Source organism: Enterobacter hormaechei subsp. hoffmannii (assembly GCF_001729745.1).
In the GTDB taxonomy this organism is placed as follows: domain Bacteria; phylum Pseudomonadota; class Gammaproteobacteria; order Enterobacterales; family Enterobacteriaceae; genus Enterobacter; species Enterobacter intestinihominis.
On record NZ_CP017186.1, the window covers coordinates 4,207,908 to 4,233,777 of the forward strand.

At 58.1% G+C, this 25,870-nt stretch carries 26 protein-coding genes; 6 read left to right on the forward strand and 20 right to left on the reverse strand.

Going from position 1 to position 25,870, the window contains the following annotated elements; translation table 11 throughout:
* The first annotated feature begins 60 nt into the window (after positions 1 to 60).
* A complete protein-coding gene (locus tag BFV65_RS19915) occupies positions 61 to 432 on the forward strand; it encodes a DUF2756 family protein (protein WP_069597024.1) in 372 nt (123 codons plus the stop codon).
* Here the strand turns inward: BFV65_RS19915 and ugpQ are convergent.
* From ugpQ to livK, 10 genes are all read right to left on the reverse strand, one after another.
* Positions 422 to 1,162: a glycerophosphodiester phosphodiesterase gene (gene ugpQ / locus BFV65_RS19920; protein ID WP_038416862.1), complete on the reverse strand. Its 741-nt coding sequence runs from the start codon at positions 1,160 to 1,162 to the stop codon at positions 422 to 424. The two genes, BFV65_RS19915 and ugpQ, sit on opposite strands and share 11 nt — an antisense overlap.
* Positions 1,159 to 2,229, reverse strand: a complete 1,071-nt coding sequence (locus BFV65_RS19925; protein WP_022649656.1) for a sn-glycerol-3-phosphate import ATP-binding protein UgpC — start codon at positions 2,227 to 2,229, stop codon at positions 1,159 to 1,161. The genes ugpQ and BFV65_RS19925 overlap by 4 nt, the downstream gene beginning before the upstream one ends.
* A gap of 1 nt (position 2,230) precedes the next feature.
* Positions 2,231 to 3,076 carry a sn-glycerol-3-phosphate ABC transporter permease UgpE gene (gene ugpE, locus BFV65_RS19930; RefSeq protein ID WP_023298800.1) on the reverse strand — a complete coding sequence of 282 codons (846 nt, stop codon included), beginning with the start codon at positions 3,074 to 3,076 and terminating at the stop codon, positions 2,231 to 2,233.
* On the reverse strand, positions 3,073 to 3,960 hold the full coding sequence (ugpA, locus tag BFV65_RS19935; RefSeq protein ID WP_022649658.1) for a sn-glycerol-3-phosphate ABC transporter permease UgpA: 888 nt from the start codon (positions 3,958 to 3,960) through the stop codon (positions 3,073 to 3,075). The genes ugpE and ugpA overlap by 4 nt, the downstream gene beginning before the upstream one ends.
* A gap of 129 nt (positions 3,961 to 4,089) precedes the next feature.
* Positions 4,090 to 5,406 carry a sn-glycerol-3-phosphate ABC transporter substrate-binding protein UgpB gene (gene ugpB / locus BFV65_RS19940; protein ID WP_069597025.1) on the reverse strand — a complete coding sequence of 439 codons (1,317 nt, stop codon included), beginning with the start codon at positions 5,404 to 5,406 and terminating at the stop codon, positions 4,090 to 4,092.
* Positions 5,407 to 5,652: 246 nt separating this feature from the next.
* On the reverse strand, positions 5,653 to 6,366 hold the full coding sequence (livF, locus tag BFV65_RS19945) for a high-affinity branched-chain amino acid ABC transporter ATP-binding protein LivF (protein WP_023298801.1): 714 nt from the start codon (positions 6,364 to 6,366) through the stop codon (positions 5,653 to 5,655).
* A 1-nt stretch (position 6,367) separates the two neighbouring features.
* Positions 6,368 to 7,135, reverse strand: coding sequence for a high-affinity branched-chain amino acid ABC transporter ATP-binding protein LivG (livG, locus tag BFV65_RS19950; protein ID WP_022649661.1), 768 nt, complete (start codon positions 7,133 to 7,135; stop codon positions 6,368 to 6,370).
* Positions 7,132 to 8,409, reverse strand: a complete 1,278-nt coding sequence (locus BFV65_RS19955) for a high-affinity branched-chain amino acid ABC transporter permease LivM (RefSeq protein WP_069597026.1) — start codon at positions 8,407 to 8,409, stop codon at positions 7,132 to 7,134. Before BFV65_RS19955 ends, livG begins: the two co-directional genes overlap by 4 nt.
* A complete protein-coding gene (livH, locus tag BFV65_RS19960) occupies positions 8,406 to 9,332 on the reverse strand; it encodes a high-affinity branched-chain amino acid ABC transporter permease LivH (protein ID WP_022649662.1) in 927 nt (308 codons plus the stop codon). Before livH ends, BFV65_RS19955 begins: the two co-directional genes overlap by 4 nt.
* Positions 9,333 to 9,378: 46 nt before the next feature.
* Positions 9,379 to 10,488: a high-affinity branched-chain amino acid ABC transporter substrate-binding protein LivK gene (gene livK, locus BFV65_RS19965; protein WP_069597027.1), complete on the reverse strand. Its 1,110-nt coding sequence runs from the start codon at positions 10,486 to 10,488 to the stop codon at positions 9,379 to 9,381.
* A gap of 424 nt (positions 10,489 to 10,912) precedes the next feature.
* Between livK and panM the strand changes: the two genes are divergently transcribed.
* On the forward strand, positions 10,913 to 11,296 hold the full coding sequence (gene panM, locus BFV65_RS19980) for an aspartate 1-decarboxylase autocleavage activator PanM (protein ID WP_069597028.1): 384 nt from the start codon (positions 10,913 to 10,915) through the stop codon (positions 11,294 to 11,296).
* Positions 11,297 to 11,459: 163 nt separating this feature from the next.
* On the opposite strand, the gene livJ is transcribed toward panM, so the two are convergent.
* The 6 genes from livJ to ftsY all read right to left on the reverse strand — a co-directional run bounded on the left by livJ (position 11,460) and on the right by ftsY (position 18,444).
* Positions 11,460 to 12,560 carry a branched chain amino acid ABC transporter substrate-binding protein LivJ gene (livJ, locus tag BFV65_RS19985; protein ID WP_015571474.1) on the reverse strand — a complete coding sequence of 367 codons (1,101 nt, stop codon included), beginning with the start codon at positions 12,558 to 12,560 and terminating at the stop codon, positions 11,460 to 11,462.
* Positions 12,561 to 12,757: 197 nt separating this feature from the next.
* Entirely contained in the window at positions 12,758 to 14,023 is a 1,266-nt protein-coding gene (locus BFV65_RS19990) for a 4-aminobutyrate--2-oxoglutarate transaminase (protein WP_069597029.1), read from the reverse strand.
* A 136-nt stretch (positions 14,024 to 14,159) separates the two neighbouring features.
* A complete protein-coding gene (gene rpoH / locus BFV65_RS19995) occupies positions 14,160 to 15,017 on the reverse strand; it encodes an RNA polymerase sigma factor RpoH (protein WP_000159624.1) in 858 nt (285 codons plus the stop codon).
* Positions 15,018 to 15,267: 250 nt separating this feature from the next.
* A complete protein-coding gene (gene ftsX, locus BFV65_RS20000; RefSeq protein WP_022649667.1) occupies positions 15,268 to 16,323 on the reverse strand; it encodes a permease-like cell division protein FtsX in 1,056 nt (351 codons plus the stop codon).
* On the reverse strand, positions 16,316 to 16,981 hold the full coding sequence (gene ftsE / locus BFV65_RS20005; RefSeq protein ID WP_006812284.1) for a cell division ATP-binding protein FtsE: 666 nt from the start codon (positions 16,979 to 16,981) through the stop codon (positions 16,316 to 16,318). The genes ftsX and ftsE overlap by 8 nt, the downstream gene beginning before the upstream one ends.
* Positions 16,982 to 16,983: 2 nt before the next feature.
* On the reverse strand, positions 16,984 to 18,444 hold the full coding sequence (gene ftsY / locus BFV65_RS20010) for a signal recognition particle-docking protein FtsY (RefSeq protein WP_069597030.1): 1,461 nt from the start codon (positions 18,442 to 18,444) through the stop codon (positions 16,984 to 16,986).
* Between the two features lie 126 nt (positions 18,445 to 18,570).
* On the opposite strand from ftsY, the gene rsmD reads away from it, so the two are divergent.
* Together rsmD and BFV65_RS20020 are read left to right on the forward strand one after the other, a co-directional pair.
* On the forward strand, positions 18,571 to 19,173 hold the full coding sequence (gene rsmD / locus BFV65_RS20015) for a 16S rRNA (guanine(966)-N(2))-methyltransferase (protein ID WP_022649669.1): 603 nt from the start codon (positions 18,571 to 18,573) through the stop codon (positions 19,171 to 19,173).
* The gene (locus BFV65_RS20020; protein WP_022649670.1) at positions 19,157 to 19,438 is read left to right on the forward strand and encodes a DUF1145 family protein; all 282 of its coding nucleotides are present in this window, start codon (positions 19,157 to 19,159) and stop codon (positions 19,436 to 19,438) included. Before rsmD ends, BFV65_RS20020 begins: the two co-directional genes overlap by 17 nt.
* Positions 19,439 to 19,525: 87 nt before the next feature.
* On the opposite strand, the gene BFV65_RS20025 is transcribed toward BFV65_RS20020, so the two are convergent.
* Positions 19,526 to 19,885 carry a DUF2500 domain-containing protein gene (locus BFV65_RS20025; protein ID WP_022649671.1) on the reverse strand — a complete coding sequence of 120 codons (360 nt, stop codon included), beginning with the start codon at positions 19,883 to 19,885 and terminating at the stop codon, positions 19,526 to 19,528.
* Between the two features lie 129 nt (positions 19,886 to 20,014).
* On the opposite strand from BFV65_RS20025, the gene BFV65_RS20030 reads away from it, so the two are divergent.
* Both BFV65_RS20030 and zntA read left to right on the forward strand, forming a co-directional pair.
* Positions 20,015 to 20,641 carry a lysoplasmalogenase gene (locus BFV65_RS20030; protein WP_022649672.1) on the forward strand — a complete coding sequence of 209 codons (627 nt, stop codon included), beginning with the start codon at positions 20,015 to 20,017 and terminating at the stop codon, positions 20,639 to 20,641.
* Positions 20,642 to 20,717: 76 nt separating this feature from the next.
* On the forward strand, positions 20,718 to 22,889 hold the full coding sequence (gene zntA, locus BFV65_RS20035) for a Zn(II)/Cd(II)/Pb(II) translocating P-type ATPase ZntA (protein WP_069597031.1): 2,172 nt from the start codon (positions 20,718 to 20,720) through the stop codon (positions 22,887 to 22,889).
* 89 nt (positions 22,890 to 22,978) lie between these two features.
* On the opposite strand, the gene BFV65_RS20040 is transcribed toward zntA, so the two are convergent.
* The 3 genes from BFV65_RS20040 to BFV65_RS20050 are packed head-to-tail and all read right to left on the reverse strand — an operon-like array spanning position 22,979 to position 25,769.
* The gene (locus BFV65_RS20040; protein WP_022649674.1) at positions 22,979 to 24,265 is read right to left on the reverse strand and encodes a TRAP transporter large permease; all 1,287 of its coding nucleotides are present in this window, start codon (positions 24,263 to 24,265) and stop codon (positions 22,979 to 22,981) included.
* A 10-nt stretch (positions 24,266 to 24,275) separates the two neighbouring features.
* The gene (locus BFV65_RS20045) at positions 24,276 to 24,785 is read right to left on the reverse strand and encodes a TRAP transporter small permease (protein ID WP_003861278.1); all 510 of its coding nucleotides are present in this window, start codon (positions 24,783 to 24,785) and stop codon (positions 24,276 to 24,278) included.
* Positions 24,786 to 24,797: 12 nt separating this feature from the next.
* A complete protein-coding gene (locus BFV65_RS20050; RefSeq protein WP_069597032.1) occupies positions 24,798 to 25,769 on the reverse strand; it encodes a TRAP transporter substrate-binding protein in 972 nt (323 codons plus the stop codon).
* Positions 25,770 to 25,870: the final 101 nt, after the last annotated feature.

Genomic DNA, 25,870 nt, shown 5'->3' on the forward strand with positions numbered 1-25,870 from the left:
AATCATCGTTATGCCGGAATCAGGATAAACTTAAGAGAAGCCTCAAAGGAGGAGATAACCATGAAACGATTACCGATCCTGATCGCGCTGCTTCCGTTCGCCGCGCTCGCACAGCCGATAAACACGCTGAACAACCCGAACCAGCAGGGCTATGTCATTCCGAGCCAGCAGCGTATGCAGACGGAGATGATGAGCCAGCAACAGCAGCAGAAAGGGATGCTTAATCAGCAGTTAAAGACGCAGACCCAGGTGCAGCAGCAGCACCTGCAAAACCAGATGAACGCTAATACCCAGCGCGTGCAGCAGGGCCAGATGCGCGAGCAGCCGCTGTCAAACTCAAACGGTGGGATGTTAGGGGGCGGGATGTCGCAAAGCAGCGGTCAGCAGCATATGCTGCCGACCCAGCAGAACGGCAGTATGCTTAATAAATAAAGTTCGGCCCGATCTGGTCAATCGCATCGGTACAGATGCTGTCCACGCCCCAGCGCAGCAGCTCGGCTGCACGCTGGGGTTTGTTGACGGTGTAGACCAGGATATGCAGACCGGCCTCTTTCAACAGCGTCACGCGCGCTTCATCCAGCAGCTTATGGTTGAGGTGGATCGACACGCAACCTAAGCGGGCAGTCAGCGCGCGCCAGTCTTCTCGCCACTCATCCAGCAGCAGCCCGCGCGGCAGCTCTGGTACGGCCGCCTGTGCCGCTTCCAGCGCGTCGATGTCAAACGACGACAGCAGCGGTACCGTCATCCCTTCCCACAGCTCACGCGCGGCCAGCGCGATGACTTTGCCCGTCAGCGGCCCGGTGCCGGTGGTCGGTTTGATTTCGATGTTGGCCATCATGCCGTGCTGGCGGCAGCGGTCCGCCACTTCCGCCAGCAGCGGCAGCGGTTCACCTTTGAATTCCCCGCTGAACCAGCTTCCGGCATCCACCTTCAGCAGATCGCGCCACGGCAGTTCGCCCGCCACGCCCCAGCCGTTGCTGGTGCGTTCAAGGTTGTCGTCATGCAGCAGGAAAATTTCGCCGTCCTTCGACAGCTTGGCGTCGAACTCGATCATCGTGTGGCCGTAGCGCGCGCCAGCGTCAATTGCCGCCAGGGTGTTTTCCGGCGCCAGTTTACCGCCACCACGGTGGGCGACGATGTGGGGGTAAGGCCAGTTGCTCATACTCGTTGTCCTGTTTCACCGTCAAATAAGTGCAGGTGATTTTCCGGCATATGCAGCCACAGCGTGCTGCCTGCTTTCGGGCGCTCCTGATGCGGCAGACGCACTACCAGCTTTTGCTCGCCCCAGCGTCCGTGCGCCAGGTTGTCTGCACCCAGCATCTCCAGCGTGTCCATCACCAGCGGCACGCCGCCGTCCGCCTGAGACGTCAAACCAATATGCTCCGGGCGGATACCAAGCGTCATCTTACGCCCGGCGTAGCCACGATAGTACCAGTTGATCGGCAACGCCATCCCGCTTTCCAGCTCAAAATGGGTTCCTGCAGCATTGATCCGCCCGTCCAGCAGGTTCATCGCCGGGCTGCCGATAAAACTCGCCACAAAACGGCTGGCCGGTTTTTCGTAGACTTCCACCGGGGTGCCAATCTGCTCGGCGATGCCTTTGTTCATCACCATCACGCGCTGGGCGAGAGTCATGGCCTCTACCTGATCGTGGGTCACGTAGAGGGACGTGGTTTTAAGGCGGCGATGCAGCTGCTGTAGCTCAAGGCGCATCTGCACGCGCAGCTTGGCGTCGAGGTTTGACAGCGGTTCGTCGAACAGAAAGACCGCCGGGTCGCGCACGATGGCGCGCCCCATCGCCACGCGCTGACGCTGGCCACCCGAAAGCTCACGCGGGCGACGCTTGAGCAGGCCGTCAAGCTCCAGAATGCGCGCGGCTTCTTTCACGCGCTCCTCGATATGGCCTTTGCCCATGCCGCGAATTTTCAGCCCCCAGGCCATGTTCTCTTCCACGCTCATGTGCGGATAGAGGGCGTAGTTCTGGAACACCATCGCGATGCCGCGATCTTTGGGCTCCATCTCGGTGACGCGCTGGCGGTCAATCCAGATATCCCCGGACGTTACGCGTTCCAGCCCCGCCACCATGCGCAGCAGCGTGGATTTCCCACAGCCGGACGGGCCGACCATGACGATAAATTCCCCGTCCGCCACGTCGAGCGTCAGCGGCTGAATGACCTGGGTTTTGCCGTCCCAGCTTTTGGTTACTGCCTGTAATTTTAAACCTGCCATCTTATTTCTCACTGTCCACTAAACCACGCACAAACGCACGCTGCATGGCTAAAACGATAACGACCGGGGGGATAAGGGTGAGCAGCATCGCCGCCATTACCTGGTTCCAGAGGGTGGTGCCTTCGCCGGTGGCTATCATGCCTTTGATGCCTGCCACGGCGGTGCCGAGGTTGACGTCCTGAACGATCAGCAGCGGCCACAGGTACTGGTTCCAGCCGTAGATAAAGGTGATCACAAACAGCGCCGCAAGGTTGGTTTTCGACAGCGGCAGCACGATGTCGCGGAAGAAGCGCATCGGCGAGGCGCCGTCAATACGCGCGGCTTCAATCAGCTCATCCGGCAGGGTCATAAAGAACTGGCGGAACAGGAAGGTGGCGGTCGCCGAAGCCATCAGCGGCAGGGTTAAGCCCGCGTAGCTGTCGAGCATCTTCAGATTGGCGATCACCTCCACCGTCGGGAAGATACGCACCTCCACCGGCAGCATCAGGGTGATGAAAATCATCCAGAAAAACAGGTTACGCAGCGGAAAGCGGAACCAGACGATGGCAAACGCCGAGAGCATCGACACCGTGATTTTGCCGACGGTGATGCCGAACGCCATGATGAAACTGTTGAGCATCATCAGCCAGAACGGCGCGCTGTTGGCCCCCACGCCCTGGGTCCAGATAGTTTTCATGTTCTCGAAAAGATGCCCGCCGGGGACGAGCGTCATCGGCGTGTCGAACACCGCTTTGGTGTCCAGCGTGGCGGCGACGAAGGCCACGTACAGTGGGAACAGGATGACGAGGATGCCCAGGATCAGCAGGGTATGGCTGAAAATCGTCAGCCCGCGACGGTTCTCAATCATTGGTAGCGCACCTTACTTTCGACATAGCGGAACTGCACCACCGTGAGGATGATGACGAGGAACATCAGCACCACGGACTGGGCGGCAGAGGCAGAGAGATCAAGCCCGGCAAAGCCTTCGCGGTAAATTTTATAAATCAGCGTGGTCGTCGCCTGTACCGGACCGCCCGCAGTGGCGGCGTCGATCACCGGGAAGGTGTCGAAGAAGGCGTACACCAGGTTGACCACCAGCAGGAAGAAACTCACCGGGGCGATCAGCGGCAGCGACAGTTTGAAGAAGCGACGAACGGGCCCTGCGCCGTCAATCGCGGCGGCCTCCACCAGCGAACGCGGGATAGACTGTAGCGCGGCGAAGAAAAACAGGAAGTTATAGCTGATCTGCTTCCACACCGAGGCGAACACCACCAGGAACATCGCCTGACCGCTGTTCTGGGCGTGGTTCCAGTCGTAGCCAAACTCGCCCAGGAAGTGGGTAATCAGCCCGCGCCCCGGGTTAAACAGGAAGATCCACAGCACGGCGGCCACGGCGGGAGCCACAGCGTAAGGCAGCAGCATCAGGGTCTGATACAGACGGCTGCCGCGCACTACGTAATCCACCAGCGCGGCGAAGAACAGCGACGCGACAAGACCGCTGACGGTGACCAGCGCGCTGAATTTGATCGTCGTCCAGAAGGAGTCCAGGTAGTAGCTGTCATGGAACAGCGCGGTAAAGTTGTCCAGCCCGACAAACTGGCTGGAAAGCCCGAACGGATCGACGCTTTGTACCGAGTACCACAGCGCTTCGCCCGCAGGCCAGATAAAGAAGATAACGGTGATGACCAGCTGCGGCGCGACCAGCAGGTACGGCAGCCAGCGGGAACGGAACACCGGACGGGATGATGACATAGGTTAGCTCAAGTAGGTTTTCGCCCCTCACCCCGGCCCTCTCCTCATAGGGGCGAGGGAGAAAAGACGGCTCCGTGCAGTCCCCTCTCCCCTATGGGGAGAGGGTTAGGGTGAGGGGTAAGATTTTAATTAAGACTTCGTCGACTGCTCAAAGCGGCGTAACAGTTGGTTGCCGCGCTCTACCGCTGAATCCAGCGCCTGCTGAGGCGTTTTCTTCCCGGTCCAGACGCTTTCCAGCTCTTCATCAACGATGGTGCGGATCTGTGGCATGTTGCCCAGACGCAGGCCTTTGGTGAACGGCAACGGCGGCTTGTTCAGCATCTGACGCGTCGCGATGTCCGCGCCCGGGTTCTTGCTGTAGAAGCCCTGCTCCCGGGTCAGGTCGTACGCGGCTTTGGTGATCGGCAGGTAGCCGGTCTTCTGGTGCCACTCGGCGGCGTTTTCCGGCTTCGCCAGGAAGTCGAGGAACTCGGCCACGCCTTTGTAGGTGCCGTTGTCTTTACCCTGCATCACCCACAGGCTCGCCCCGCCGATGATGGCGTTCTGCGGCGCGCCTTTTACATCAGCGTCGTACGGCATCATGCCCACGCCGTAGTTGAATTTGGCGTAGTGACGGATGTCCGCCAGCGAACCGGAAGACGCGGTAGTAATGGCGCAGTCACCGTTGTAGAACTTCTCGGTGGATTCGTCTTTGCGCCCGAAATAGCTGAAGTCGCCCTTCTTGTTCAGATCGGCCAGCAGCGCGATGTGCTTCACCTGCTCCGGCTTGTTAAATTCCAGAACCGCGTCGGTGCCATCGAAGCCGTTGTTTTTGGTGGCAACCGGCAGGCCGTGCCAGGCGCTGAAGTTTTCAATCTGGATCCAGCCCTGCCAGCCGCTGGCGTAGCCGCACTTCATCCCCGCCGCTTTCAGCTTCGCGGTGTACTCCGCCAGATCCTGCCAGGTTTTTGGCGGCTGTTCCGGATCTAAACCGGCTTTTTTGAAGGCATCTTTGTTGTAGTACAGCACCGGCGTGGAGCTGTTAAACGGTTGGGACAGCAGGTGGCCGGTTTTGGAATCGGTGTAGTAACCGGAGACGGTCGGCACAAACTGGGATTCGTCAAAGTTGATGCCCGCGTCTTTGAACACTTCATAGACCGGCTTGATGGCTTTGGAGGCCATCATGGTCGCGGTGCCGACTTCATAAACCTGTAACAGGGCTGGCGCATTGCCGGTACGGAAGGCGGCGATGCCCGCGCTCAGGCTCTGCTCGTAGTTACCTTTGTACACCGGCACAATTTTGTAATCCGGGTGGGTGTCGTTGAAACGTTGCGCCAGGGAGTCAACCTCTTTACCCAACTCCCCTTCCATAGAATGCCAGAACGGAATGGTGGTCACAGCTATTGCGTTCGTCGCAAAAGCCAGACCGATTGCCAGACCCAAAGCTGTGTGTCGTAACGATGTCATTGTCATCTCTCTTATTATGCCGGATGCGCGATATCACGCGTTTTGTGCTCGCGAGGTAACATGACATGCTCGAATGACAGAAAAATAACTGTTTGTTTACAGATAGGTGACAGCCAGGCGTCAGAGGGATGATGGTTGTGTGAAGGGGTTAATATGAAAAAAAGCCGGGTGGCGGCTTCGCCTTACCCGGCCTACATGGTATCCGTAGGCCCGGTAAGCGCAGCGCCACCGGGCGATACAGACGGCTTAGCCGCCCAAATACGCGCTCCGCACCGCTTCGTTCGCCAGCAGCGCATCGCCGGTATCGGAGAGCACCACGCGGCCGTTCTCCAGCACGTAGCCACGGTCAGCGAGCTTCAGCGCCTGGTTGGCGTTCTGCTCGACGAGGAAGATGGTCATCCCCTCTTTGCGCAGCTGCTCGATGGTGTCGAAAATCTGCTGAATGATGATAGGCGCCAGCCCGAGCGACGGTTCATCCAGCAGCAGCAGACGCGGCTGGCTCATCAGCGCGCGGCCAATCGCCAGCATCTGTTGCTCCCCGCCGGACATGGTGCCCGCGCGCTGAATTCGCCGCTCCCACAGGCGCGGGAAGAGTTCGTATACCCATTTGATGCGGGTCTGGTATTCATCCCGGTGGGCGAAGAAACCGCCCATCGCCAGGTTCTCTTCGACCGTCATGCGCGAGAACACGCGACGCCCTTCCGGGACGATCGCTACCGCTTCACGCATAATTTTAGCCGTCTGCCAGTCGGTAATATCTTTGCCGTCAAACACAATCCGCCCGCTGGTGGCGCGCGGATCGCCGCACAGGGTGCCGAGCAGCGTGGTTTTCCCCGCGCCGTTGGCGCCAATCAGGGTGACGATCTCGCCCTGATTGATGTGCAGGCTGACGTCGTGCAGCGCCTGGATCTTGCCGTAGTGCGCATTGACCTTGTCGAACGTTAACATCGCTTTTTCCATCTTATGCCTCACCAAGGTATGCGCGGATCACGTCCGGGTTGCTGCGGATCTCTTCCGGCGTGCCGTTCGCCAGCGGCGTGCCCTGGTTAACCACGTAGATACGGTCCGAAATGCCCATCACCAGCTTCATGTCATGCTCAATCAGCAGGATGGTGGTGTCGTGATGATCGCGAAGCTCGGCAATCAGCTCGTCCAGCTCTTTGGTCTCTTTCGGGTTGAGGCCCGCCGCCGGTTCGTCGAGCATCAGGATCTCCGGCTGGGTCACCATGCAGCGCACGATCTCAAGGCGACGCTGGTCACCGTAGGCGAGGTTGCTCGCCTGACGGTTGGCGTGCTGGAGCAGGCCGATACGGTCGAGCCAGGTGGCGGCGCGATCGAGCGCCTCCTCCTGCGCGCGGCGGAAGGCCGGGGTTTTCAGCAGGCCGGAAAAGAGGCCGGTTTTGAGCTGCTGATGTTGCGCCACCAGCAGGTTCTCAATCACCGTCATCTCCCGGAACAGACGCACGTGCTGGAAGGTACGCACCACGCCCATGCGGGCAATCTGCTGGCCCGGCAGCCCTTCGAGGTGCTGGTCGCGCAGCATGATGGTGCCACCTGTCGGCTTGTAAAAACCGGTCAGGCAGTTGAATACTGTGGTTTTCCCTGCGCCGTTCGGGCCAATCAGGGAGACAATCTCTTTCTTGTGCAGATCCAGATTCACGTTGTTGACCGCCAGCAGGCCACCAAAACGCATCATCAGACCGTTAACGGATAATAATGGCTGACTCATGCCTGCTCTCCTTTCGCTTCCGCGCTCTTAAGCTTCAGCTGTGGACGCGTCATCGGCAGCAAGCCCTGCGGACGCCAGATCATCATCAGCACCATCAAGCCACCCAGCATCAGCATGCTGTATTCGTTAAAGTCGCGCATCAGCTCGCGCGAGACCACCAGCAGGATGGCCGCGAGGATCACGGCGAACTGGGAACCCATCCCGCCGAGCACCACAATCGCCAGCACGAAGGCCGATTCGGCAAAGGTGAACGATTCCGGGCTGACGAAGCCCTGACGCGCGGCAAACAGCGTTCCGGCGAAACCGGCAAACGCGGCGCTGATGGTAAACGCGGTCAGCTTGATACGGGTCGGATTCAGGCCCAGGGAACGGCAGGCGATCTCATCCTCACGCAGCGCTTCCCATGCGCGGCCCAGCGGCATGCGCAGCAGACGGTTGATCACAAACAGGGTAATCACCACCAGCAGCAGCGCCACCAGGTAGAGCCAGATCACGCGGTCGGACGGGTCGTATTTGATGCCAAAGAAGTTGCTGAAGGTATCCCAGCCGCCTTCGCGGGCGGTACGGCTGAACTCCAGGCCGAAGAAGGTCGGTTTCGGGATCTGGCTGATGCCGTTCGGACCGCCGGTCACTTCGGTATTGTTGAGCAGCAGGATACGGACGATTTCACCGAAGCCTAAGGTCACAATCGCCAGGTAGTCACCGCGCAGGCGCAGCACCGGGAAGCCGAGCAGGAAGCCCGCGGCGGCAGAGACCAGCCCCGCCAGCGGCAAACAGGTCCAGAAGCCGAGGCCGTAATAATGGTTCAGCAGCGCGAAGGTGTACGCACCGATGGCGTAGAACCCGCCGTAGCCCAGCACCAGCAGGCCAGACAGCCCCACCACCACGTTCAGACCTAGCCCCAGAATCACGTAGATCATGGTCAGGGTGGCAATATCCACCGTCCCGCGCGATACCATAAACGGCCACGCCACGGCAGCCACCAGCAGCGCCACAAGGAACAGCTTCTGCTTCACGGTTGTACCGTCGATCGCCGGCAGGACGAATTTCGGCCCGGAGACGTTCTTCAGCGTCTTCTGGAACAGCGGACGCAGCAGCTGGAACAGGAACACCACGGCGGTGCCGATAAACACCCACTGCCAGCGAATATCAGCGGCGGTGTCGACCACCAGCTTCGTGCCGTCCAGCCCTAACTGGACGCCCATAAAGACGCCCGCCAGGACGAAGAACATGGCGGCAGAAAGCAGCGCCATCGCAAAATGCATCGGTTTCATACTTTCTCTACCTCCGGACGGCCCAGAATACCGGTAGGCATCACCAGCAGAACCAGAATCAGCAGGGCAAACGACACCACATCTTTATATTCGGTGCTCAGGTACGCCGAGGAGAGCGCTTCGGCCACGCCCAAAATCAGGCCGCCAATCATCGCGCCCGGAATGCTGCCGATACCGCCCAGTACCGCGGCGGTGAAGGCTTTCATCCCGGCCATAAAGCCGATGTACGGGTTGATTACGCCGTAGAACTGGCCGAGCAACACGCCCGCCACCGCCGCCATCGCTGCACCGATCACGAAGGTCAGGGCAATCACGCGGTCGGTGTTGATCCCGAGCAAGCTCGCCATCTTCAGGTCTTCCGCGCAGGCGCGGCAGGCGCGTCCCATGCGGGAGTAGCGGATGAAAACGGTCAGGGCCAGCATCGCCAGGAAGGTCACAATCCAGATAACCAGCTGCATGGTGGTGACAGAGGCAGAGAAGTTTTCGCTGGCCCCCACAATCCACTGGCCGTTAAACAGGCTTGGAAGCGCCACGTCACGCGAACCTTCTGTCAGGCTGACGTAGTTTTGCAGGAAGATGGACATACCGATGGCGGAGATCAGCGCAATAAGGCGCTTGGAGCTGCGCACCGGCCGGTAGGCCACCCGTTCGATGCTCCAGCCGTAGGCGCTGGCAATCACAATCGCGCCGACAAACCCGGCGGCCACCAGCAACCAGCTGCTGTCGATGCCCATCATCATCAACGCGGCGATGATCATAAAGGAGACGTAGCTACCGATCATGTACACCTCGCCGTGGGCGAAGTTGATCATGCCGATAATGCCGTAAACCATCGTGTAGCCGATGGCGATCAGCGCGTAGGTGCTTCCCAGCGTGACGCCGTTAAACATCTGCTGCAAAAAGTAGAGAAACTGCTCGGACATATGCAAACCTTTTTATATCCGCCCGGTAAACCGGGCGGTGGGATTATTATTTGGCGACCGAGGACGAACCGTCGGCGTGCCACTTAAAGACACCAAATTCAAATCCCTTCAGATCGCCTTTCTCATCCCAGTTCAGCGGCCCAATCACGGTGTTCGCCCCGTGTGCTTTTAAATCTTTCACCAGATCCAGCGGCTCTTTGCTGCCGGTGCGATCCATGGCCGTGGCCAGCGACTGCACGGCCGCGTAGGTGATCCAGACGTATGGGCCACTCGGATCTTTCTTCTGTGCCTTGAGCGCATCCACGATAGCTTTATTCGCCGGATCCTGGTCATAGCGTTTTGGCATCGTCACCAGCATGCCTTCGGCAGAATCGCCCGCGATGTTCGACAGGGAGGCATTACCGACGCCCTCAGGCCCCATAAACTGGGTTTTCAGACCGGTGGCGCGCGCCTGGCGCAACATCTGCCCCATTTCCGGGTAGTAGCCGCCGTAGTAAACGAAGTCGATATTCTCTTTTTGCAGGCGGGCGATCAGCGCGGAGAAGTCTTTCTCACCGGCGGTAATGCCGTCGAAGAAGACGATATTCGCCCCGCCTTTTTTCAGGCCGTCCTGTACGGAGCGCGCCAGGCCTTCACCGTACTGCTGTTTGTCATGAATGATGGCAATGCGCAGTGGCTTAACGGTTTCGAGGATGTATTTGGCGGCGGTTGGCCCCTGCGAGGAGTCCAGACCGGCGGTACGCATAATGTGCTGGTAACCGCGCTGGGTCAGTTCCGGGTTGGTGGCGCCCGGGGTGATCATCAGGATGCCTTCGTCTTCGTAGATATCAGACGCAGGCTGCGTGGAGGAGGAACACAGGTGCCCGATGACGTACTGGATACCGTCGTTAACGATTTTGTTGGCGACCGCGACGGCCTGTTTTGGATCGCAGGCGTCGTCATACTCTACGCCCACCAGCTTGTCGCCTTTGATGCCGCCTTTAGCATTGATATCTTTGATGGCCTGACGCGCGCCGTTGAACTCCATATCGCCCCACTGGGCAACGGGGCCGGACATCGCACCCACTACCGCAACTTTAATGTCGTCTGCCATAGCGGCATGCGAGATCGACAGTGCGACCATCCCCGCGATTAACGTCTTCGCGTTCCTTTTCATCTCAGAATCCCCATTCGTGAAGTGATGTTTATATTTTGTTTTATTATGGTTAAAAAGCATTCTGTACTTTTAATGAACAACGCTATTTTTACCAGTGCCTTTAATGGTTTAGCGCAGGTTTTTAACAAAAACCAGACTAATATCTCTATTTTTCAGGCGATTAAGCAAAGATAATATTCTGAAATCAGACGGAGATAAACAAATAAAAGCGCAGTTTGCAGCATAAAATAACGGTACAAAGCGCCGAATAAATCACTACCATTCAGGTTAAAATTCTGCTTATTTTTCGATCCATGTGTTTTCAAACTGCCCATCGCGTTGCCAAAAAACTAATCACCTAGTAAATGGGAAGAAAAAGAGAAAGTGCCTGAGCAATTAAATTGAGTACACTGGCCGTACTCTTTTTGATTTGGACAAGCAGCTAATGAAACTGACTATCGTGCGTCTGGTGACCTTTAGCGACCAGGATCATATCGACCTGGGCAAGATCTGGCCGGAATATTCTTCTTCATCGCTGGCCGTCGATGAGAACCACCGCATGTATGCCGCGCGCTTTAACGAGCGCCTGCTGGCCGCCGTCCGCGTAACGCTGAGCGGCACGGAAGGGGCGCTGGACTCCCTGCGCGTGCGCGACGTGACCCGTCGTCGCGGGGTCGGGCAGTATTTGATTGAAGAGGTGATCCGCGAAAACCCGAGCGTGACCTCCTGGTGGATGGCCGACGTGGGCGTGGAGGATCGCGGCGTAATGGCGGCGTTTATGCAGGCGTTAGGGTTTACGGCGCAGGCGAACGGGTGGGAGAAGCGCTAAAAGAAAGCCGGGTAGCGGCTGCGAGGTGCTCATTGTAGGCCCGGTAAGCGAAGCGCCACCGGGCAAAAGCGGGGCTGTGCGGCCTGATGCCCTCACCCCGGCCCTCTCCCACGGGGAGAGGGAGAAAACATTAAAAAAGGCAACTTACGTTGCCTTTTTGCTTTTATTTGGCGTCTGTCGCCGTGCCGTTGGCATGCCAGTCAAACACGCCGAACTCGAAGCCCTTCAGGTCGCCCTTCTCATCCCAGGACAGCGGCCCCATCACGGTTTCCACCGAGTTCGCTTTCAGCCAGGTGGCAATCTCCGCCGGATCGGCTGACTGGTTCAGGCCCGCTTGCAGAGACTGCAACGCTGCGTAAGTGGTCCAGACGAACGCACCGCTTGGATCCTGTTTCTTCGCCTTGATGGCATCTACAACAGGTTTGTTCGCAGGCACCTGGTCGTAGTTTTTCGGTTTGGTCACCAGCAGCCCTTCAGCAGACTCACCCGCGATGTTAGACAGGGAAACGTTCGCCACGCCTTCTGGCCCCATGAACTGTGTCTTCAGACCCGCCGCACGCGCCTGACGCAGGATCTGCCCCATTTCCGGGTGGTAGCCGCCGTAATAAACGAAGTCGATATTCTCTTTCTTCAGACGCGCTACCAGAGTCGAGAAGTCTTTCTCACCGGCGGTGATACCGTCAAAGAACACCACGTTGGCATTCGCTTTTTTCAGGTTATCCTGCACCGCACGGGCCAGGCCTTCGCCGTACTGCTGTTTGTCATGAACAATCGCGATGCGCTGCGGCTTCACTTTTTCCACGATGTATTTCGCGGCGGTTGGCCCCTGATCGGAGTCCAGACCGGTGGTACGCAGGATCAGCTTATAGCCGCGCGCGGTCAGCTCTGGTGCCGTCGCAGCCGGCGTGATCATCAGAATGCCTTCGTCTTCGTAGATGTCAGACGCGGGCTGGGTGGAAGAGGAGCACAGGTGACCGATAACGTATTTGATCCCGTCGTTTACCACTTTGTTCGCCACCGCGACCGCCTGTTTCGGGTCACAGGCATCGTCATATTTTACGATTTGCAGCTTTTCGCCCTTGATGCCGCCCTTAGCATTAATGTCTGCAACCGCCTGTTCCGCGCCCGTAAATTCCTGGTCGCCGTACTGTGCTACCGGACCGGACATCGCGCCCACCACGGCCACTTTAATATCGGCCTGCGCCATAGTGCTGAATGCCAACGCGATACATCCTGCCAGTAACGCTTTACCCTTCATGTTCATCCTGAGATTCCCCATTATTATGGTTATAACGATTGTTGTGATGTTGTTGTGTAGCGCTTTATTTCAATTATAGGCGTGCCGTTCGCGCTTTTTCAGCATACTCTGCTAAAACATACCCCATTTTTATGATTTTGGAATAGCTAATTTGAAATGAAAATATGATAAGCCCGACTGTCATTTGAGCCGGGCTTTTGGCTTTATCGTGTCAGCGAGGCGGAAATAATATCCAGCGCTTTACGGAACTGCGCTTCGGGGATGGTGAGCGGGTAGAGGAAGCGGATAACGTTGCCGTAGACGCCGCAACTCAAAAGCAGCAGCCCTTCGTTCAACGCGCGCTCCTGAACCTGACGGGTAAATTCCGGCGACGGCTGTCCGGTTTGCGGATCGGTAAATTCCACCGCCACCATCGAGCCCTGCCCACGGATATCGGCGATCCAGGGACAGCCATCCTTCGCTTTATTCAGCACCTCGACAAGATGATGGCCGAGATGAGACGCGCGCGTGCAGAGATCTTCCTCGTCAATCACGTCCAGCACCGCATGGGCCGCCGCAATCGCCAGCGGGTTACCCGCATAGGTGCCGCCCAGTCCGCCCGGAGCGGGCGCGTCCATCACCTCTGCCCGGCCAGAGACGGCAGAGAGCGGCATTCCGCCCGCCAGGCTTTTCGCCATGGTGATCAGATCGGGCTTCACGCAGTGGTTTTCCATGGAGAATAGCTTGCCGGTACGGGCGAAGCCGGTTTGCACTTCGTCGGCAATCAGTAAAATCCCGTGGGTATCGCACAGGGCACGCAGCGCCTGCATAAAATCAGCGGGCGCGACGTTGAATCCGCCCTCGCCCTGAACCGGTTCAATAATGATTGCCGCCACCTGATCGGGCGCGATATCGGCTTTGAAGATGCGCTCCAGGCTTTTTAACGCTTCGGCGGTACTGACGCCGTGCAGGTTGTTGGGGAATTGCGCGTGGTACACCGAGCCGGGGAACGGGCCGAAGCCGAGCTTATAGGGCGCCACTTTGCCGGTCAGCGCCATGGTCATAAAGGTACGGCCGTGGAACGCGCCGCCGAAGGTGATAAGGCCGGGACGTCTGGTGTACGCCCGGGCAATTTTCACCGCGTTTTCGACCGCTTCTGCACCCGTTGAGAAGAAGGCGGTTTTGGCTGGCCCCTCTATGGGTACGCGCTGGTTGATGCGCTCGGCAAGCGCCACATAACCTTCATAGGGGACGATCTGGTAAGCGGTATGGGTAAAGGCATGAAGCTGTTTTTCGATGGCGGCGATAACTTTAGGATGGCGATGCCCGGTATTCAGCACGGCGATCCCGGCGGCAAAATCAATATACTCGTTACCTTCTACATCCCACACCGTGGTGTTTTCGGCTTTATCGGCATAGAAGTTACACATGACGCCGATACCGCACGGCGTCGCCTGTAAACGCCGGTCGTTCAGTTCGTTATTTTTCACCCTGTCACCCTCTGAAAGTCGCCTGCTTAGCGCATCAGTAAGTGTTTGCCAGGGGGAAGAAATTCGCCAGAGCGGGCGCTAAAAAAACAAAACCCCCAGACTCTCATCCAGGGGTTCTCGGTGTACTTCGAGGAAATTACGCTTCGATAGCGGCGCGAAGTTTTTTCATGGCGTTCTTCTCAAGCTGACGCACACGTTCAGCGGAGACGCCGTAGCGGTCGGCCAGTTCCTGCAACGTGGACTTGTTATCTTCGTCCAGCCAGCGGGCACGGATGATATCCTGGCTACGCTCGTCGAGGCCTTCCATCGCGAAGGTCAGCTTGTTCGCCGCCTGGTCTTCCCAGTTATCCTCTTCAATGCCGTCAGCAAAGTTAGAGGTTTTATCCTGCAGATACAGGACCGGTGCCATCGGCTGGCTGTCGGAGGCATCGTCGTCGGCAGACATATCAAACGTCATGTCCTGCGCGGCCATTCGGGATTCCATCTCGCGGACGTCTTTGCTGGAAACACCCAGCTCGCGCGCCACCATTTCCACTTCATCCTGATTGAACCAGCCCAGACGCTGCTTGGTTTTACGCAGGTTGAAGAACAGTTTGCGCTGCGCTTTCGTCGTAGCGACTTTCACAATACGCCAGTTACGCAGGACGTATTCGTGAATTTCCGCTTTGATCCAGTGCACGGCGAAGGAGACGAGTCGCACACCCACTTCCGGGTTGAAGCGACGTACCGCCTTCATCAGGCCAATGTTACCTTCCTGAATCAGGTCCGCCTGCGGCAGGCCGTAGCCCGCATAATTACGAGCAACGTGAACAACAAAGCGCAGGTGAGACAGGATCAGCGTTTTAGCTGCTTCCAGATCGCCCTGGTAATGCAGCTTTTCAGCAAGCTCCTTTTCTTCCTCAGCCGTTAACATCGGCCAGGTGTTCGCAGCCCGGATGTAAGATTCCAGGTTACCAACAGGGGCTAAAGCTAAAGTTTGCATTTCTTTGGTCATTCATTCCTCTCAATGTTTCTTCTGGTCCAGGTTGTCCCCGTCAGGCAACAACCATGCCAAAGCGTTTGAGCAACGAGATTAGCATTCACTCTTTTATCAGACAGTGATTTTATCCACAAGTTCCAGGTGCAACAGTGAATAAATTACGCACAAAATGTGACATGAAGATGATTACAGGGGAAGAGACAACAGGGACGCTTTCCCTGCAAGCGAACATCTCGGTGCAGGGAAAGATTATATCACGCTTTTATTAGTCGGGAGTAAAGTGGCGTAAATGTTGAACCGTTGCCAGCCATGCCGCCACCCAGCCGATCATGGAGCAGACCAGCAGCAACAGCAGGCACTCATCGAACCCTAAGCCACTGATATCAAACTTCGTTCCGAAAACCTGCGCCACCTCGGTGACGGCAGAGGACAGCCGCATCACCAAAATTTCTGACAAAATCAATGAAAGAAATGCACCAGAAAAACCTAATAACGCGCCGCCATAGAGGAACGGGCGGAGGATGAAACCATCCGTTGCGCCAATCAGTTTCTGCACGTTGATGGTATCGCGACGGGCGAAGATGCTCAGGCGCACGCTGTTACCGATGACGAGGAACACCGCCGCCACCATCAGCACGCCGATCATCGCCGATACGCGCCCCACCAGCCCGGTCAGGGCGGCAAGACGGGCAAACCAGCTGTCGTCCATGCGCACTTCATCAATCCCATTGATGCGGGTAATGCGGTCGCGCAGGGTGTTGAGCGAATCGGTGCCCTGGAAATCGAGCTTCGGGATCACCACCGCCACGGCGGGCAGCGGGTTCTCTTCCAGCATATCCAGCGCGCCGCCGAACCCGGACCAGTTGCGGAATTCGCCCAGCGCTTCATCGCGGGAAAGATAGTTCACTTTCTCCACGCCCTGCTCGGCCTGAATCTGCCCCACTACCTGAGCCGCCGCGTTATCGTCGAGGGCTTTATCCAGATAAACGGTAATCTGCGGCGACGGATAGTACTGGGACGCCGCCTGGTTCACGTTTTTGTAAACCATGTAGCAGACGCTGGGCAGCGTCAGGGAGATGGCAATCACCATCACCGTCAGGAACGTCGCCAGCGGTTTGCTTTTTAGATCCTGCAACGCGCCCTGGAAGGCGTAGCGCACCTGTTCGTTGAAGACGTTGGTTTTACGGGAGTTCGGTTTCGGTGTCGCTTTGGCACGCTTAGGCGCATGGCGATTGCCGTCTCCGCCGCCCTGAGGCTTGCGGAAACGGTCAAACCGGTTGCTGAACTGCCGTATCTGGTTCATTGCATCACGCTTATTCACCGTGGCCTCCGTGCAAATGCCCGTCGCTCAGGGTCAGCATGCGGTACGAACGGCGTGAGATAAGCCCCATGTCGTGCGTCGCCATCAGTACCGTGACCCCCACGCGGTTAAATTCCTCAAACAGACGCAGGATCCCTTCAGAGAGGGCATCGTCCAGGTTACCGGTCGGTTCATCCGCCAGCAAGACGGCAGGCTTGTTCACCACCGCACGGGCGATGCCCACGCGCTGCTGCTCACCGCCGGAGAGCTGGATCGGGAAGTTCTTCGCTTTGTCCAGCAGCCCGACCTTATCCAGCGCCGCCGAAACGCGACGGCGGATATCATCGTAACTGGCGCCGGCAATAATCAGCGGGATCGCGACGTTATCGAAAACCGTGCGATCCATCAGCAGGTGGTGATCCTGGAAAATCATGCCAATCTGACGACGCAGGAACGGCACTTCACGGTTCTTAAGACGGCTAATTTCATGGCCGCTGAACCAGATTTTCCCGGCACTTGGCCGCTCGATCCCACAGATCAGCTTGAGCAGGGTACTTTTCCCCGCGCCGGAATGGCCGGTCAGGAATGCCATCTCGCCTGGCTGGAGGTGGAATGTTACCCCCTGCAGCGCTTGTCTCCCGCCGAGATAGGCCTTGCTGACGTGTTCAAAGCGAATCATTGTTAGTCCTCTCGGGCAAATAGTGCCTCAATAAAGTCGTCCGCTTTAAACGGACGTAAATCCTCAATACGCTCGCCCACACCGATGTAACGGATAGGAATGCCGAACTGGTCGGCCACGGAGAAGATCACCCCGCCTTTCGCGGTGCCGTCCAGCTTGGTCAGCGTGATCCCGGTCAGTCCTACCGCTTCATTGAACAGCTTCGCCTGACTGATGGCGTTCTGTCCGGTGCTGGCGTCGATAGTCAGCATAATTTCATGCGGTGCATCTTCGTCCAGCTTCTTCATGACGCGAACGATTTTCTTCAGCTCTTCCATCAGGTGCGATTTGTTCTGCAAACGCCCTGCGGTATCTGCAATCAGCACGTCCACGTTACGCGACTTCGCCGCCTGGATGGCATCGAAAATCACGGACGCGGAATCCGCGCCGGTGTGCTGGGCAATGACCGGAATATTGTTGCGCTGGCCCCACACCTGGAGCTGTTCCACCGCTGCCGCACGGAAGGTATCGCCCGCCGCCAGCATCACCGATTTGCCCTGCTGCTCAAACTGGCGCGCCAGCTTGCCGATGGTGGTGGTTTTACCCACGCCGTTGACGCCAACCATCAGAATAACAAAGGGCATTTTGCCTTCAATATTAAGCGGTTCGTCAACTTTTGCGAGAATTTCACCCATCTCGTCTTTCAGCAGGCCGTACAGCGCCTCGGCGTCACGCAGCTGTTTGCGGTTCGCTCCTTCGGTCAGGTTGGCGATGATTTTCCGGGTGGTTTCCACGCCCACGTCCGCAATCAGCAGTTGCTCTTCCAGCTCCTCAAACAGATCGTCGTCGATCTTCTTGCCGCGGAACAGACTGATAAATCCGGAACCTAAGTTTTCTTTGGTTTTGAGCAGGCTGCGCTTCAGGCGCGCGAAGAAACCTTCTTTGGTCGGTTTTTCCTGCTCCTGAACGATCTCTTCTTCGGCCTGCTCTTCCACCGGCACGACGATGACCGCTTCTTCAGCCGCTTCCGCCGCCAGCGCCTGGGCCTCCAGCTCTTCGTCGGTCAGCTCTGGCTCAAGGGCCGCTTCTTCTTCCACCGCCTCAACAATTTCAACGGTTTCCGCTTCGGCCTGCCACTCTTCGGCAGAAACCTCTTCAGCTTTCACCTCTTCCGGCAGCGGCAGCGCTTCGTGTTCGATAGCGGCCTGCGGCGCTTCGGTAAGGGTTTCAACGATAACCGACTCTGGTTTTTCGCTCTCCTGAACCTGTTCAGTAACCTCAACCACCTCTTCGGCAAAGGATTCAATCTCTTCTTTGCTGTGGGCTGGCTCTTCCGCTTCGACAACCGCAGCGGTTTCGACAGGCGTTTCAGGCTGTGACTGCTCTTCTACAACCTGCTGTTCTTCGGTTTTCTGTTCTGTTTCTTGCTCTTTTTCACCGAAACCCAACCAGGAAAAGAAGCCACGTTTTTTTTGTTTTGCCATCTGCGACTACACTCCTCGCGGCGCTATATACAGGGAAGCTAAAAAAATGATGAAATAGTCTAACACTTTACTTAATTGACATCACCGCCCGCAATCGCAGGGCATTGTTAACAGAGCTTTCCTGAGATGAAGAAACCCACCCGCGCCCCGGCCGGTCAAATTCGCATTATCGGCGGTCAGTGGCGAGGCCGGAAATTACCGGTGCCGGACAGCCCCGGTTTACGCCCTACCACGGACCGCGTTCGCGAGACGCTGTTTAACTGGCTCGCCCCGTCAATGGTAGACGCCCATTGCCTGGACTGCTTCGCCGGAAGCGGTGCATTAGGGCTGGAAGCGCTGTCGCGCTATGCTGCGAGCGCCACGCTGCTGGAGATGGAGCGCGGCGTCGCGCAGACGTTACAGCAAAATTTGGCTACGCTGAAAGCAACCAACGCCAAAGTGGTGAATACCAACACGCTGAGCTTCCTCGCGCAACAGGGGACGCCGTTCAACGTGGTGTTTGTTGACCCGCCGTTCCGTAAAGGGCTGCTGGAAGAGACATTATCGTTGCTGGAAAAAAATGGCTGGCTGGCAGACGACGCGCTGATTTACGTTGAAAGCGAAGTGGAAAATGGTCTGCCGCCCGTTCCCGTTCACTGGGATCTGCACCGCGAGAAGGTCGCCGGCCAGGTGGCTTATCGTCTGTATCACCGTCAGGCACAAGGAGGATCCGATGCCAGTACTGATTAACGTAGGGCGCTTGCTGATGCTGGGCGTCTGGGCATTTTTGATTTTGAATCTGGTGCACCCGTTCCCGCGTCCGCTGAATATCTTCATTAACGTGGCGCTGATTTTTACCGCGTTTATGCATGCCTTGCAGATGGTGATGCTGAAAAACGGACTGCCGAAAGATAGCCCACCGATGACCGGCTGGCAGCAGCTGCGGGTGTTTATTTTCGGCGTATTTGAGCTGCTGGTGTGGATGAAGAAGTTTAAGGCGCAGGTGAAGAAGTAACCCCCTCACCCTAACCCTCTCCCCGAAGGGGAGAGGGGACGCTTACACCCTCTCCCCTTCGGGGAGAGGGCCGGGGTGAGGGGAAAATTACTGCTCCGGTTCAAACCCTTCAAACCGCGACCCTTTGTAGCTTAGCGTGCCTTTCTCCCCCACCGTCAACTGGTGGTACTGCTGCGCCTCCAGTCGGAAGGTCATCTCCAGCCCGCCGGTTTCCGGCTTAAAGCTCGCTTCATAGCGCATCGTTGTGCCCGCAGGCGTCACCTGCTGCTGGCGGGATCGGCGGTCATTAAGCGGTTTCTCGCGCTTGTTCGTCACCACCACGCGCTTTTGCATCAGCGGCGCGGCATCGTTGTCGGCCTTCTCACGGCGCTGCTGCACGAAGCGAAACGAGGCGGCAATGACGATAATCGCCAGCACGACAATAAAAAACAGCGGCATCTTGCTCATTGAAAAATCCCATCAGATTATGCGGAATTCAGGATACCTCGCCTGCCCCGGCATTGCCAAACGCCCGCTCGCGTCACTACACTGGATCAGAAACTGATCATTCAGCCTCAACAGTTACAGGGAGTTAATATGCTTTGGTCATTTATCGCTGTCTGTTTTTCCGCATGGCTTTACGTCGATGCGTCTTACCGTGGCCCAGCCTGGCAGCGCTGGTTGTTTAAACCCGTCACGCTATTGCTCCTGCTGTTGCTTGCCTGGCAGGCACCGATGTTTAACGCCATCAGCTATCTTGTCCTCGCGGGGCTGTGTGCGTCCCTGATTGGCGATGCCTTAACCCTGCTGCCGCGCCAGCGTCTGCTGTACGCCGTGGGGGCATTCTTCCTGTCGCATCTGCTCTATACCATCTACTTTGCCAGCCAGATGACGCTCTCCATCTTCTGGCCGCTGCCGCTGGTGCTGCTGGTGATTGGCGCCCTGCTGATCGCGGTGATCTGGTCGCGTCTGGAAGAGATGCGTCTGCCGGTGTGTACGTTTATCGCCATGACGCTGGTGATGGTGTGGCTGGCGGGCGAGCTGTGGTTCTTCCGTCCGACAGCGCCTGCGATGTCCGCGTTCTTCGGTGCCGCACTGTTGCTGTTGGGTAACATCGTCTGGTTGGGCAGCCACTATCGCCGCCGCTTCCGTGCGGATAATGCGATTTCTGCCGCCTGTTACTTTGCCGGACACTTCCTGATTGTGCGTTCGCTGTATATCTAAATAACGCTTGACTCTGGAGTCGACTCCAGAGTGTATGCTGCGGTTAATGAGAAAATTATCATTACCGGAGACTGCCATGTCGACTCCAGAAATACCTAAAAAAGTTCCCCAATTCTCGGCACTTAAGCTCAGCCCGGTTCCGCCAAAAGAGGACTGCTGCTGCGAGGGCGCATGCGAAACGCAAACTCAAACGCTGCCTGAAAGCGGCAATCACTACAGCTGGGTCGTCAACGGCATGGACTGCGCGGCCTGCGCCCGCAAAGTGGAAAACGCGGTGAAGCAGGTGCCGGGCGTGAGCCACGTTCAGGTGCTGTTCGCTACCGAAAAGCTGCTGGTCAGCGCCGAAAACGACGTCAGCAGACAGGTTGAAGCCGCCGTCAGCAAAGCGGGTTATACCCTGCGCAGCGAAACGGCGCCCGCAGAAAAAACGTCCCCGCTAAAAGAAAACCTGCCCCTTATCACCCTCATCATGATGATGGCCCTGAGCTGGGGGCTGGAGCAGATCAACCACCCGTTCGGCAACCTGGCGTTTATCGCCACCACGCTGGTTGGCCTGTCCCCGATTGCCCGTCAGGCGCTGCGTCTGATGAGAAGCGGCAGCTGGTTTGCCATCGAAACGCTGATGAGCGTGGCGGCTATCGGGGCGCTGTTTATTGGCGCGACGGCGGAAGCGGCGATGGTGCTGCTGCTGTTCTTAATTGGCGAACGCCTTGAGGGCTGGGCGGCGAGCCGGGCGCGTAAAGGGGTGAGCGCGCTGATGGCGCTAAAGCCGGAAACCGCCACGCGGGTTATTGATGGTCAGCGTGAAACGGTCGCCATCAACACCCTGCGACCGGGTGACGTGATTGAAGTGCCCGCAGGCGGACGTCTGCCAGCCGATGGGGCCCTCGTTACCGCCACCGCAAGTTTTGACGAAAGTGCCCTGACCGGGGAATCCATCCCGGTTGCGCGCGCGGCGGGTGAAAAGGTGCCTGCGGGCGCCACCAGCATCGACCGACTGGTGCAGTTGACGGTCCTTTCCGAACCGGGCGACAGCGCCATCGACCGCATCCTCAGGCTGATTGAAGAGGCCGAGGAGCGCCGCGCGCCGGTAGAACGCTTTATCGATCGCTTCAGCCGGATTTACACCCCCGCCATCATGCTGGTGGCGCTGCTGGTCACCGTCGTCCCGCCGCTGTTCTTCGGCGCGCCGTGGGAGGGCTGGATTTACAAAGGGCTGACGCTGCTGCTGATCGGCTGCCCTTGTGCGCTGGTGATCTCCACCCCGGCGGCGATTACCTCCGGGCTGGCGGCGGCGGCACGTCGCGGGGCGCTGATTAAGGGCGGCGCGGCGCTGGAACAGCTGAGCCAGATTCAGCACATCGCCTTCGATAAAACCGGCACGCTGACCGTCGGCAGGCCGCAGGTGACCGGCGTGTATCCGCAGGACATCAGTGAAGACGCCCTGCTGACGCTGGCCGCTGCCGTGGAGCAGGGTTCCACCCACCCTCTGGCGCAGGCGATTGTGCGTGAAGCACAGCGCCGCGGGCTGAACATCCCTCCGGCAACGGCCCAGCGAGCGCTGGTCGGGTCAGGGATTGAAGCTGTGGTCGAAGGCAAAAAAGTGCTGATCGCCGCGGCGGACGCGCGCTCTACTCCACAGGTTGAGGCGCTGGAGCAGTCCGGGCAGACGGTCATTACCGTGATGCAGGACGGTGTGCCGATGGGCATGCTGGCGCTGCGCGACACCCTGCGTGACGATGCGAAAGACGCCGTCGACGCGCTACACAGGCTGGGAGTACAGGGCGTGATCCTGACCGGCGATAATCCGCGCGCGGCGGCGGCGATTGCAGGCGCGCTGGGGCTGGAGTTTAAGGCCGGATTGTTGCCTGCGGATAAAGTCAGCGCGGTAACCGAGCTGAACAGCAACGCCCCGCTGGCGATGGTCGGGGACGGAATAAACGATGCCCCGGCAATGAAAGCTTCCAGCATCGGCATTGCGATGGGCAGCGGCACCGACGTGGCACTGGAGACCGCCGACGCGGCGCTGACGCACAACCGCCTGACCGGGCTGGCGCAGATGATAGAACTTGCGCGGGCAACGCGCGCCAATATTCGGCAGAACATCGCCATTGCGCTGGGTCTGAAGGGGATTTTCCTGGTCACCACGCTGCTCGGCATGACCGGACTGTGGCTGGCGGTACTGGCGGATACGGGGGCGACGGTGCTGGTTACGGCGAACGCGTTGCGGTTGTTGCGTCAAAGGTAAAAGTGAAACGGCAACCGGGTTGCCGTTTCTCGTGTTTGCCCCCTCTCCCCGCGGGAGAGGGCCGGGGTGAGGGCATCAGGCCGCACGTGTCACTGCATCCCTAACAGCCCCGGCAACCACAATGAAATCGCCGGAATGTACGTCACCATCCCCAGCACGACCAGCAACATACCGTAAAATGGCAGCATCGCCCGCACCACGTGTTCGATCTTCTGCTTACTCACCGCACTCGCCACGAACAGCACCGACCCGACCGGCGGCGTTATCAGCCCAATCCCCAGGTTAACCATCATGATCATCCCAAAATGCACCGGGTCGATACCCAGTGCATTGGTCACCGGCAGCAGCACCGGCGTCAGGATCAGGATGATCGGCGCCATGTCCATCAGCGTGCCAATCAGCAGCAGCATGATGTTGAGGTACATGAGGATCACGTACTTGTTATCGGAGAGCGATGTGAAGAATTCGGTGATGCGCATCGGCAGCTGCATGTAGGTCATCACCGCCCCAAACGCCGCGGCAAAGCCGATTAAAATCATCACGATGGTGACGGTTTTCACCGTGCGGCACATCAGCTTCGGCAGTTCGCTCCACTTGTAGTCGCGGTAGATAAACATGGTGACGAAGAACGCCCACAGGCAGGCCACGGCGGCAGATTCGGTGGCGGTAAAAATCCCGGACAAGATCCCGCCGAGGATAATCACCACCGTCATCAGCCCCCACAGGGCATCGAGCATAATTTTCAGCGCCTGCCTGAACGGGATTTTGTCCCCCTTCGGGTAGCCGCGCTTGCGGGCGAAGCACAGGCAGAGCACCATCAGGCTCACGCCCAGCAGCAGGCCCGGCAGCACGCCCGCGATAAACAGCGTGGCGATGGAGACCGTTCCCCCGGCCGCCAGGGAGTAAATCACCGAGTTGTGGCTGGGCGGGATCAGAATCGCCTGCACCGACCCGCTGGCCGTCACCGCCGCCGCGTATTCGCGCGGATAACCCTTCTTCTCCATCTCCGGGATCATCACGCTGCCGATAGACGCCGTATCCGCCACCGACGAGCCGGAAATCGCGCCGAAGAACGTCGAGGCGACAATGTTCACCAGCGACAGCCCACCGCGGATAAAGCCGACGAACACGTAGGCGAAATTCACCAGCCGTCGGGCAATGCCCCCTTCCGCCATGATCGCCCCGGCAAGAATGAAGAACGGGATCGCCAGCAGGGTAAATTTATTGACCCCGCTGGTGATCTGGATCATCAGCGCCTCCAGCGGCAGGTCAATCCACAGCGCGCCCGCCACGGCGCTTAAGCCGACGGCGAAGGCCACCGGCATCCCCAGCGCCAGCAAAATGGCGAGGGTGAATAACAAAACAAAAGCATCCATTGTTCACCCCTTAACTGTGATTGCCGATCAGCACGACCGGACGGTTTTCCTGCGAGCCAAACAGCAGGCGTTCAAGCACAAACAGGATCAAAATGGCCGACCCGACAGGCAGAGGCAGATAGCTTTCGCCGGAGGTCAGGAGCGGAAACTCCGCCACCGGCTGCTCCCACAGCTCGACGCACAGCCAGTAGCTGTACCAGCACATCAGGCCAGAAATCAGCAGCATCAGCAGATCCACCACTCGCGCGCATACTCTTTGCAGCGACGCGGGCAGGCGGTCGGTGAGCATGTTGACCGCGATATGCGACCCGGCGCGATAGCTCACCGCCGCGCCGATAAAGGTAAACGTCACCATGCAGATAATGGCGATCGGCTCCGGCCAGGATTCGCCGCGATTGAGCACATAGCGAGAGAAGATGCCAATGGGGATCACAATCGTCATCACCAGTAGCGAGAGACCCGCCACCACCATTGCGAGCAGGTACAGACGGTCCATCCACTTCAGGTAGAGTTCGGACATACGTACTCCGGCTTACTGAACGTCAGCGATGGCTTTCATCAGATCCTGATGCTTATCGCCATACTGCGCGCGCACCGGCTCTGTCGCCTTGATAAACACCGTTTTATCGATGTCGTGGAACTGCACGCCGCCGGCCTTCATTTTCGCCAGCGCCTGGTCGTTATACGCATTCCACAGCTTGCGCTGCTCGAACTGCGCTTCGCGGGCCAGCGTCAGGATCTTTTGCTGTTCGTCAGCGCTGAGCTTGTCCCATTTCACTTTGGAATAGAGCAGCATTTCCGGGGTGATAAAGTGGCCGCTCAGCGTGTAGTTTTTGGCGACCGGCATATAGTTGTGGGCGATAAAGGTTGGCGGGTTGTTCTCCGCGCCATCGATCACCCCGGTCTGCATGCCGCTGTAAACCTCGCTGACGCCCATCGCCACCGAGTTCGCCCCCATCGCTTTCAGCGTGGCCAGCGCCACCGGGCTACCCTGGACGCGGATCTTCTTCCCTTTCAGGTCTTCCGGTTTAACGATTGGCTCTTTGGTGATCAGGTTGCGGGTGCCGGAATCCATCCAGCCGAGGAAGACCAGGCGCGATTTCGGGTTGGCGGTCAGCTTGTCGCCAATCTGCTTGCCGATATCCCCGTCGATCACCTTGTGCATGTGGTCTTCATCGCGGAATACGTAGGGCAGCGTAAACACTTCGATATCCGGCAGGATGGCGGCAACCGGCGCCATAGAGACGCGGATCATGTCTATCGCCCCCATCTGCGCCTGCTCAATCATCTGCTTTTCATCCCCCAGCACGCCGCCGGGGAAGACCTTAATCTCCAGCTTGCCATCGGTTTGTTGTTTGAGTTTTTCACCCATCTGCTGAACCGCCACCACGTTCGGGTAGCCTTCAGGATGCACATCGGCGGCTTTGATGGTCTGGGCAGAAACGGTGCAGGCAAAAGCAGACAGGCACAGAGCAGCCAGTAACGGCTTGAGGGTCGTTTTCATTGAGTCAACTCCAGGGTAGTGAAATAAGCGTTAAAACGATGTTTTAGTTTTTGACGTATAAAAATTAGACTACGGCTGGAAAAAGGAGGGTGAAGCGCCTC

What these genes read in the sequence shown, in the direction of transcription:
- BFV65_RS19915 (WP_069597024.1), top strand. Translation starts at nt 61, where the DNA reads ATGAAACGATTACCGATCCTGATCGCGCTGCTTCCGTTCGCCGCGCTC.
- ugpQ (WP_038416862.1), bottom strand. Translation starts at nt 1,162, where the DNA reads ATGAGCAACTGGCCTTACCCCCACATCGTCGCCCACCGTGGTGGCGGT.
- BFV65_RS19925 (WP_022649656.1), bottom strand. Translation starts at nt 2,229, where the DNA reads ATGGCAGGTTTAAAATTACAGGCAGTAACCAAAAGCTGGGACGGCAAA.
- ugpE (WP_023298800.1), bottom strand. Translation starts at nt 3,076, where the DNA reads ATGATTGAGAACCGTCGCGGGCTGACGATTTTCAGCCATACCCTGCTG.
- ugpA (WP_022649658.1), bottom strand. Translation starts at nt 3,960, where the DNA reads ATGTCATCATCCCGTCCGGTGTTCCGTTCCCGCTGGCTGCCGTACCTG.
- ugpB (WP_069597025.1), bottom strand. Translation starts at nt 5,406, where the DNA reads ATGACATCGTTACGACACACAGCTTTGGGTCTGGCAATCGGTCTGGCT.
- livF (WP_023298801.1), bottom strand. Translation starts at nt 6,366, where the DNA reads ATGGAAAAAGCGATGTTAACGTTCGACAAGGTCAATGCGCACTACGGC.
- livG (WP_022649661.1), bottom strand. Translation starts at nt 7,135, where the DNA reads ATGAGTCAGCCATTATTATCCGTTAACGGTCTGATGATGCGTTTTGGT.
- BFV65_RS19955 (WP_069597026.1), bottom strand. Translation starts at nt 8,409, where the DNA reads ATGAAACCGATGCATTTTGCGATGGCGCTGCTTTCTGCCGCCATGTTC.
- livH (WP_022649662.1), bottom strand. Translation starts at nt 9,332, where the DNA reads ATGTCCGAGCAGTTTCTCTACTTTTTGCAGCAGATGTTTAACGGCGTC.
- livK (WP_069597027.1), bottom strand. Translation starts at nt 10,488, where the DNA reads ATGAAAAGGAACGCGAAGACGTTAATCGCGGGGATGGTCGCACTGTCG.
- panM (WP_069597028.1), top strand. Translation starts at nt 10,913, where the DNA reads ATGAAACTGACTATCGTGCGTCTGGTGACCTTTAGCGACCAGGATCAT.
- livJ (WP_015571474.1), bottom strand. Translation starts at nt 12,560, where the DNA reads ATGAACATGAAGGGTAAAGCGTTACTGGCAGGATGTATCGCGTTGGCA.
- rpoH (WP_000159624.1), bottom strand. Translation starts at nt 15,017, where the DNA reads ATGACCAAAGAAATGCAAACTTTAGCTTTAGCCCCTGTTGGTAACCTG.
- ftsE (WP_006812284.1), bottom strand. Translation starts at nt 16,981, where the DNA reads ATGATTCGCTTTGAACACGTCAGCAAGGCCTATCTCGGCGGGAGACAA.
- ftsY (WP_069597030.1), bottom strand. Translation starts at nt 18,444, where the DNA reads ATGGCAAAACAAAAAAAACGTGGCTTCTTTTCCTGGTTGGGTTTCGGT.
- rsmD (WP_022649669.1), top strand. Translation starts at nt 18,571, where the DNA reads ATGAAGAAACCCACCCGCGCCCCGGCCGGTCAAATTCGCATTATCGGC.
- BFV65_RS20020 (WP_022649670.1), top strand. Translation starts at nt 19,157, where the DNA reads ATGCCAGTACTGATTAACGTAGGGCGCTTGCTGATGCTGGGCGTCTGG.
- BFV65_RS20025 (WP_022649671.1), bottom strand. Translation starts at nt 19,885, where the DNA reads ATGAGCAAGATGCCGCTGTTTTTTATTGTCGTGCTGGCGATTATCGTC.
- BFV65_RS20030 (WP_022649672.1), top strand. Translation starts at nt 20,015, where the DNA reads ATGCTTTGGTCATTTATCGCTGTCTGTTTTTCCGCATGGCTTTACGTC.
- zntA (WP_069597031.1), top strand. Translation starts at nt 20,718, where the DNA reads ATGTCGACTCCAGAAATACCTAAAAAAGTTCCCCAATTCTCGGCACTT.
- BFV65_RS20040 (WP_022649674.1), bottom strand. Translation starts at nt 24,265, where the DNA reads ATGGATGCTTTTGTTTTGTTATTCACCCTCGCCATTTTGCTGGCGCTG.
- BFV65_RS20045 (WP_003861278.1), bottom strand. Translation starts at nt 24,785, where the DNA reads ATGTCCGAACTCTACCTGAAGTGGATGGACCGTCTGTACCTGCTCGCA.
- BFV65_RS20050 (WP_069597032.1), bottom strand. Translation starts at nt 25,769, where the DNA reads ATGAAAACGACCCTCAAGCCGTTACTGGCTGCTCTGTGCCTGTCTGCT.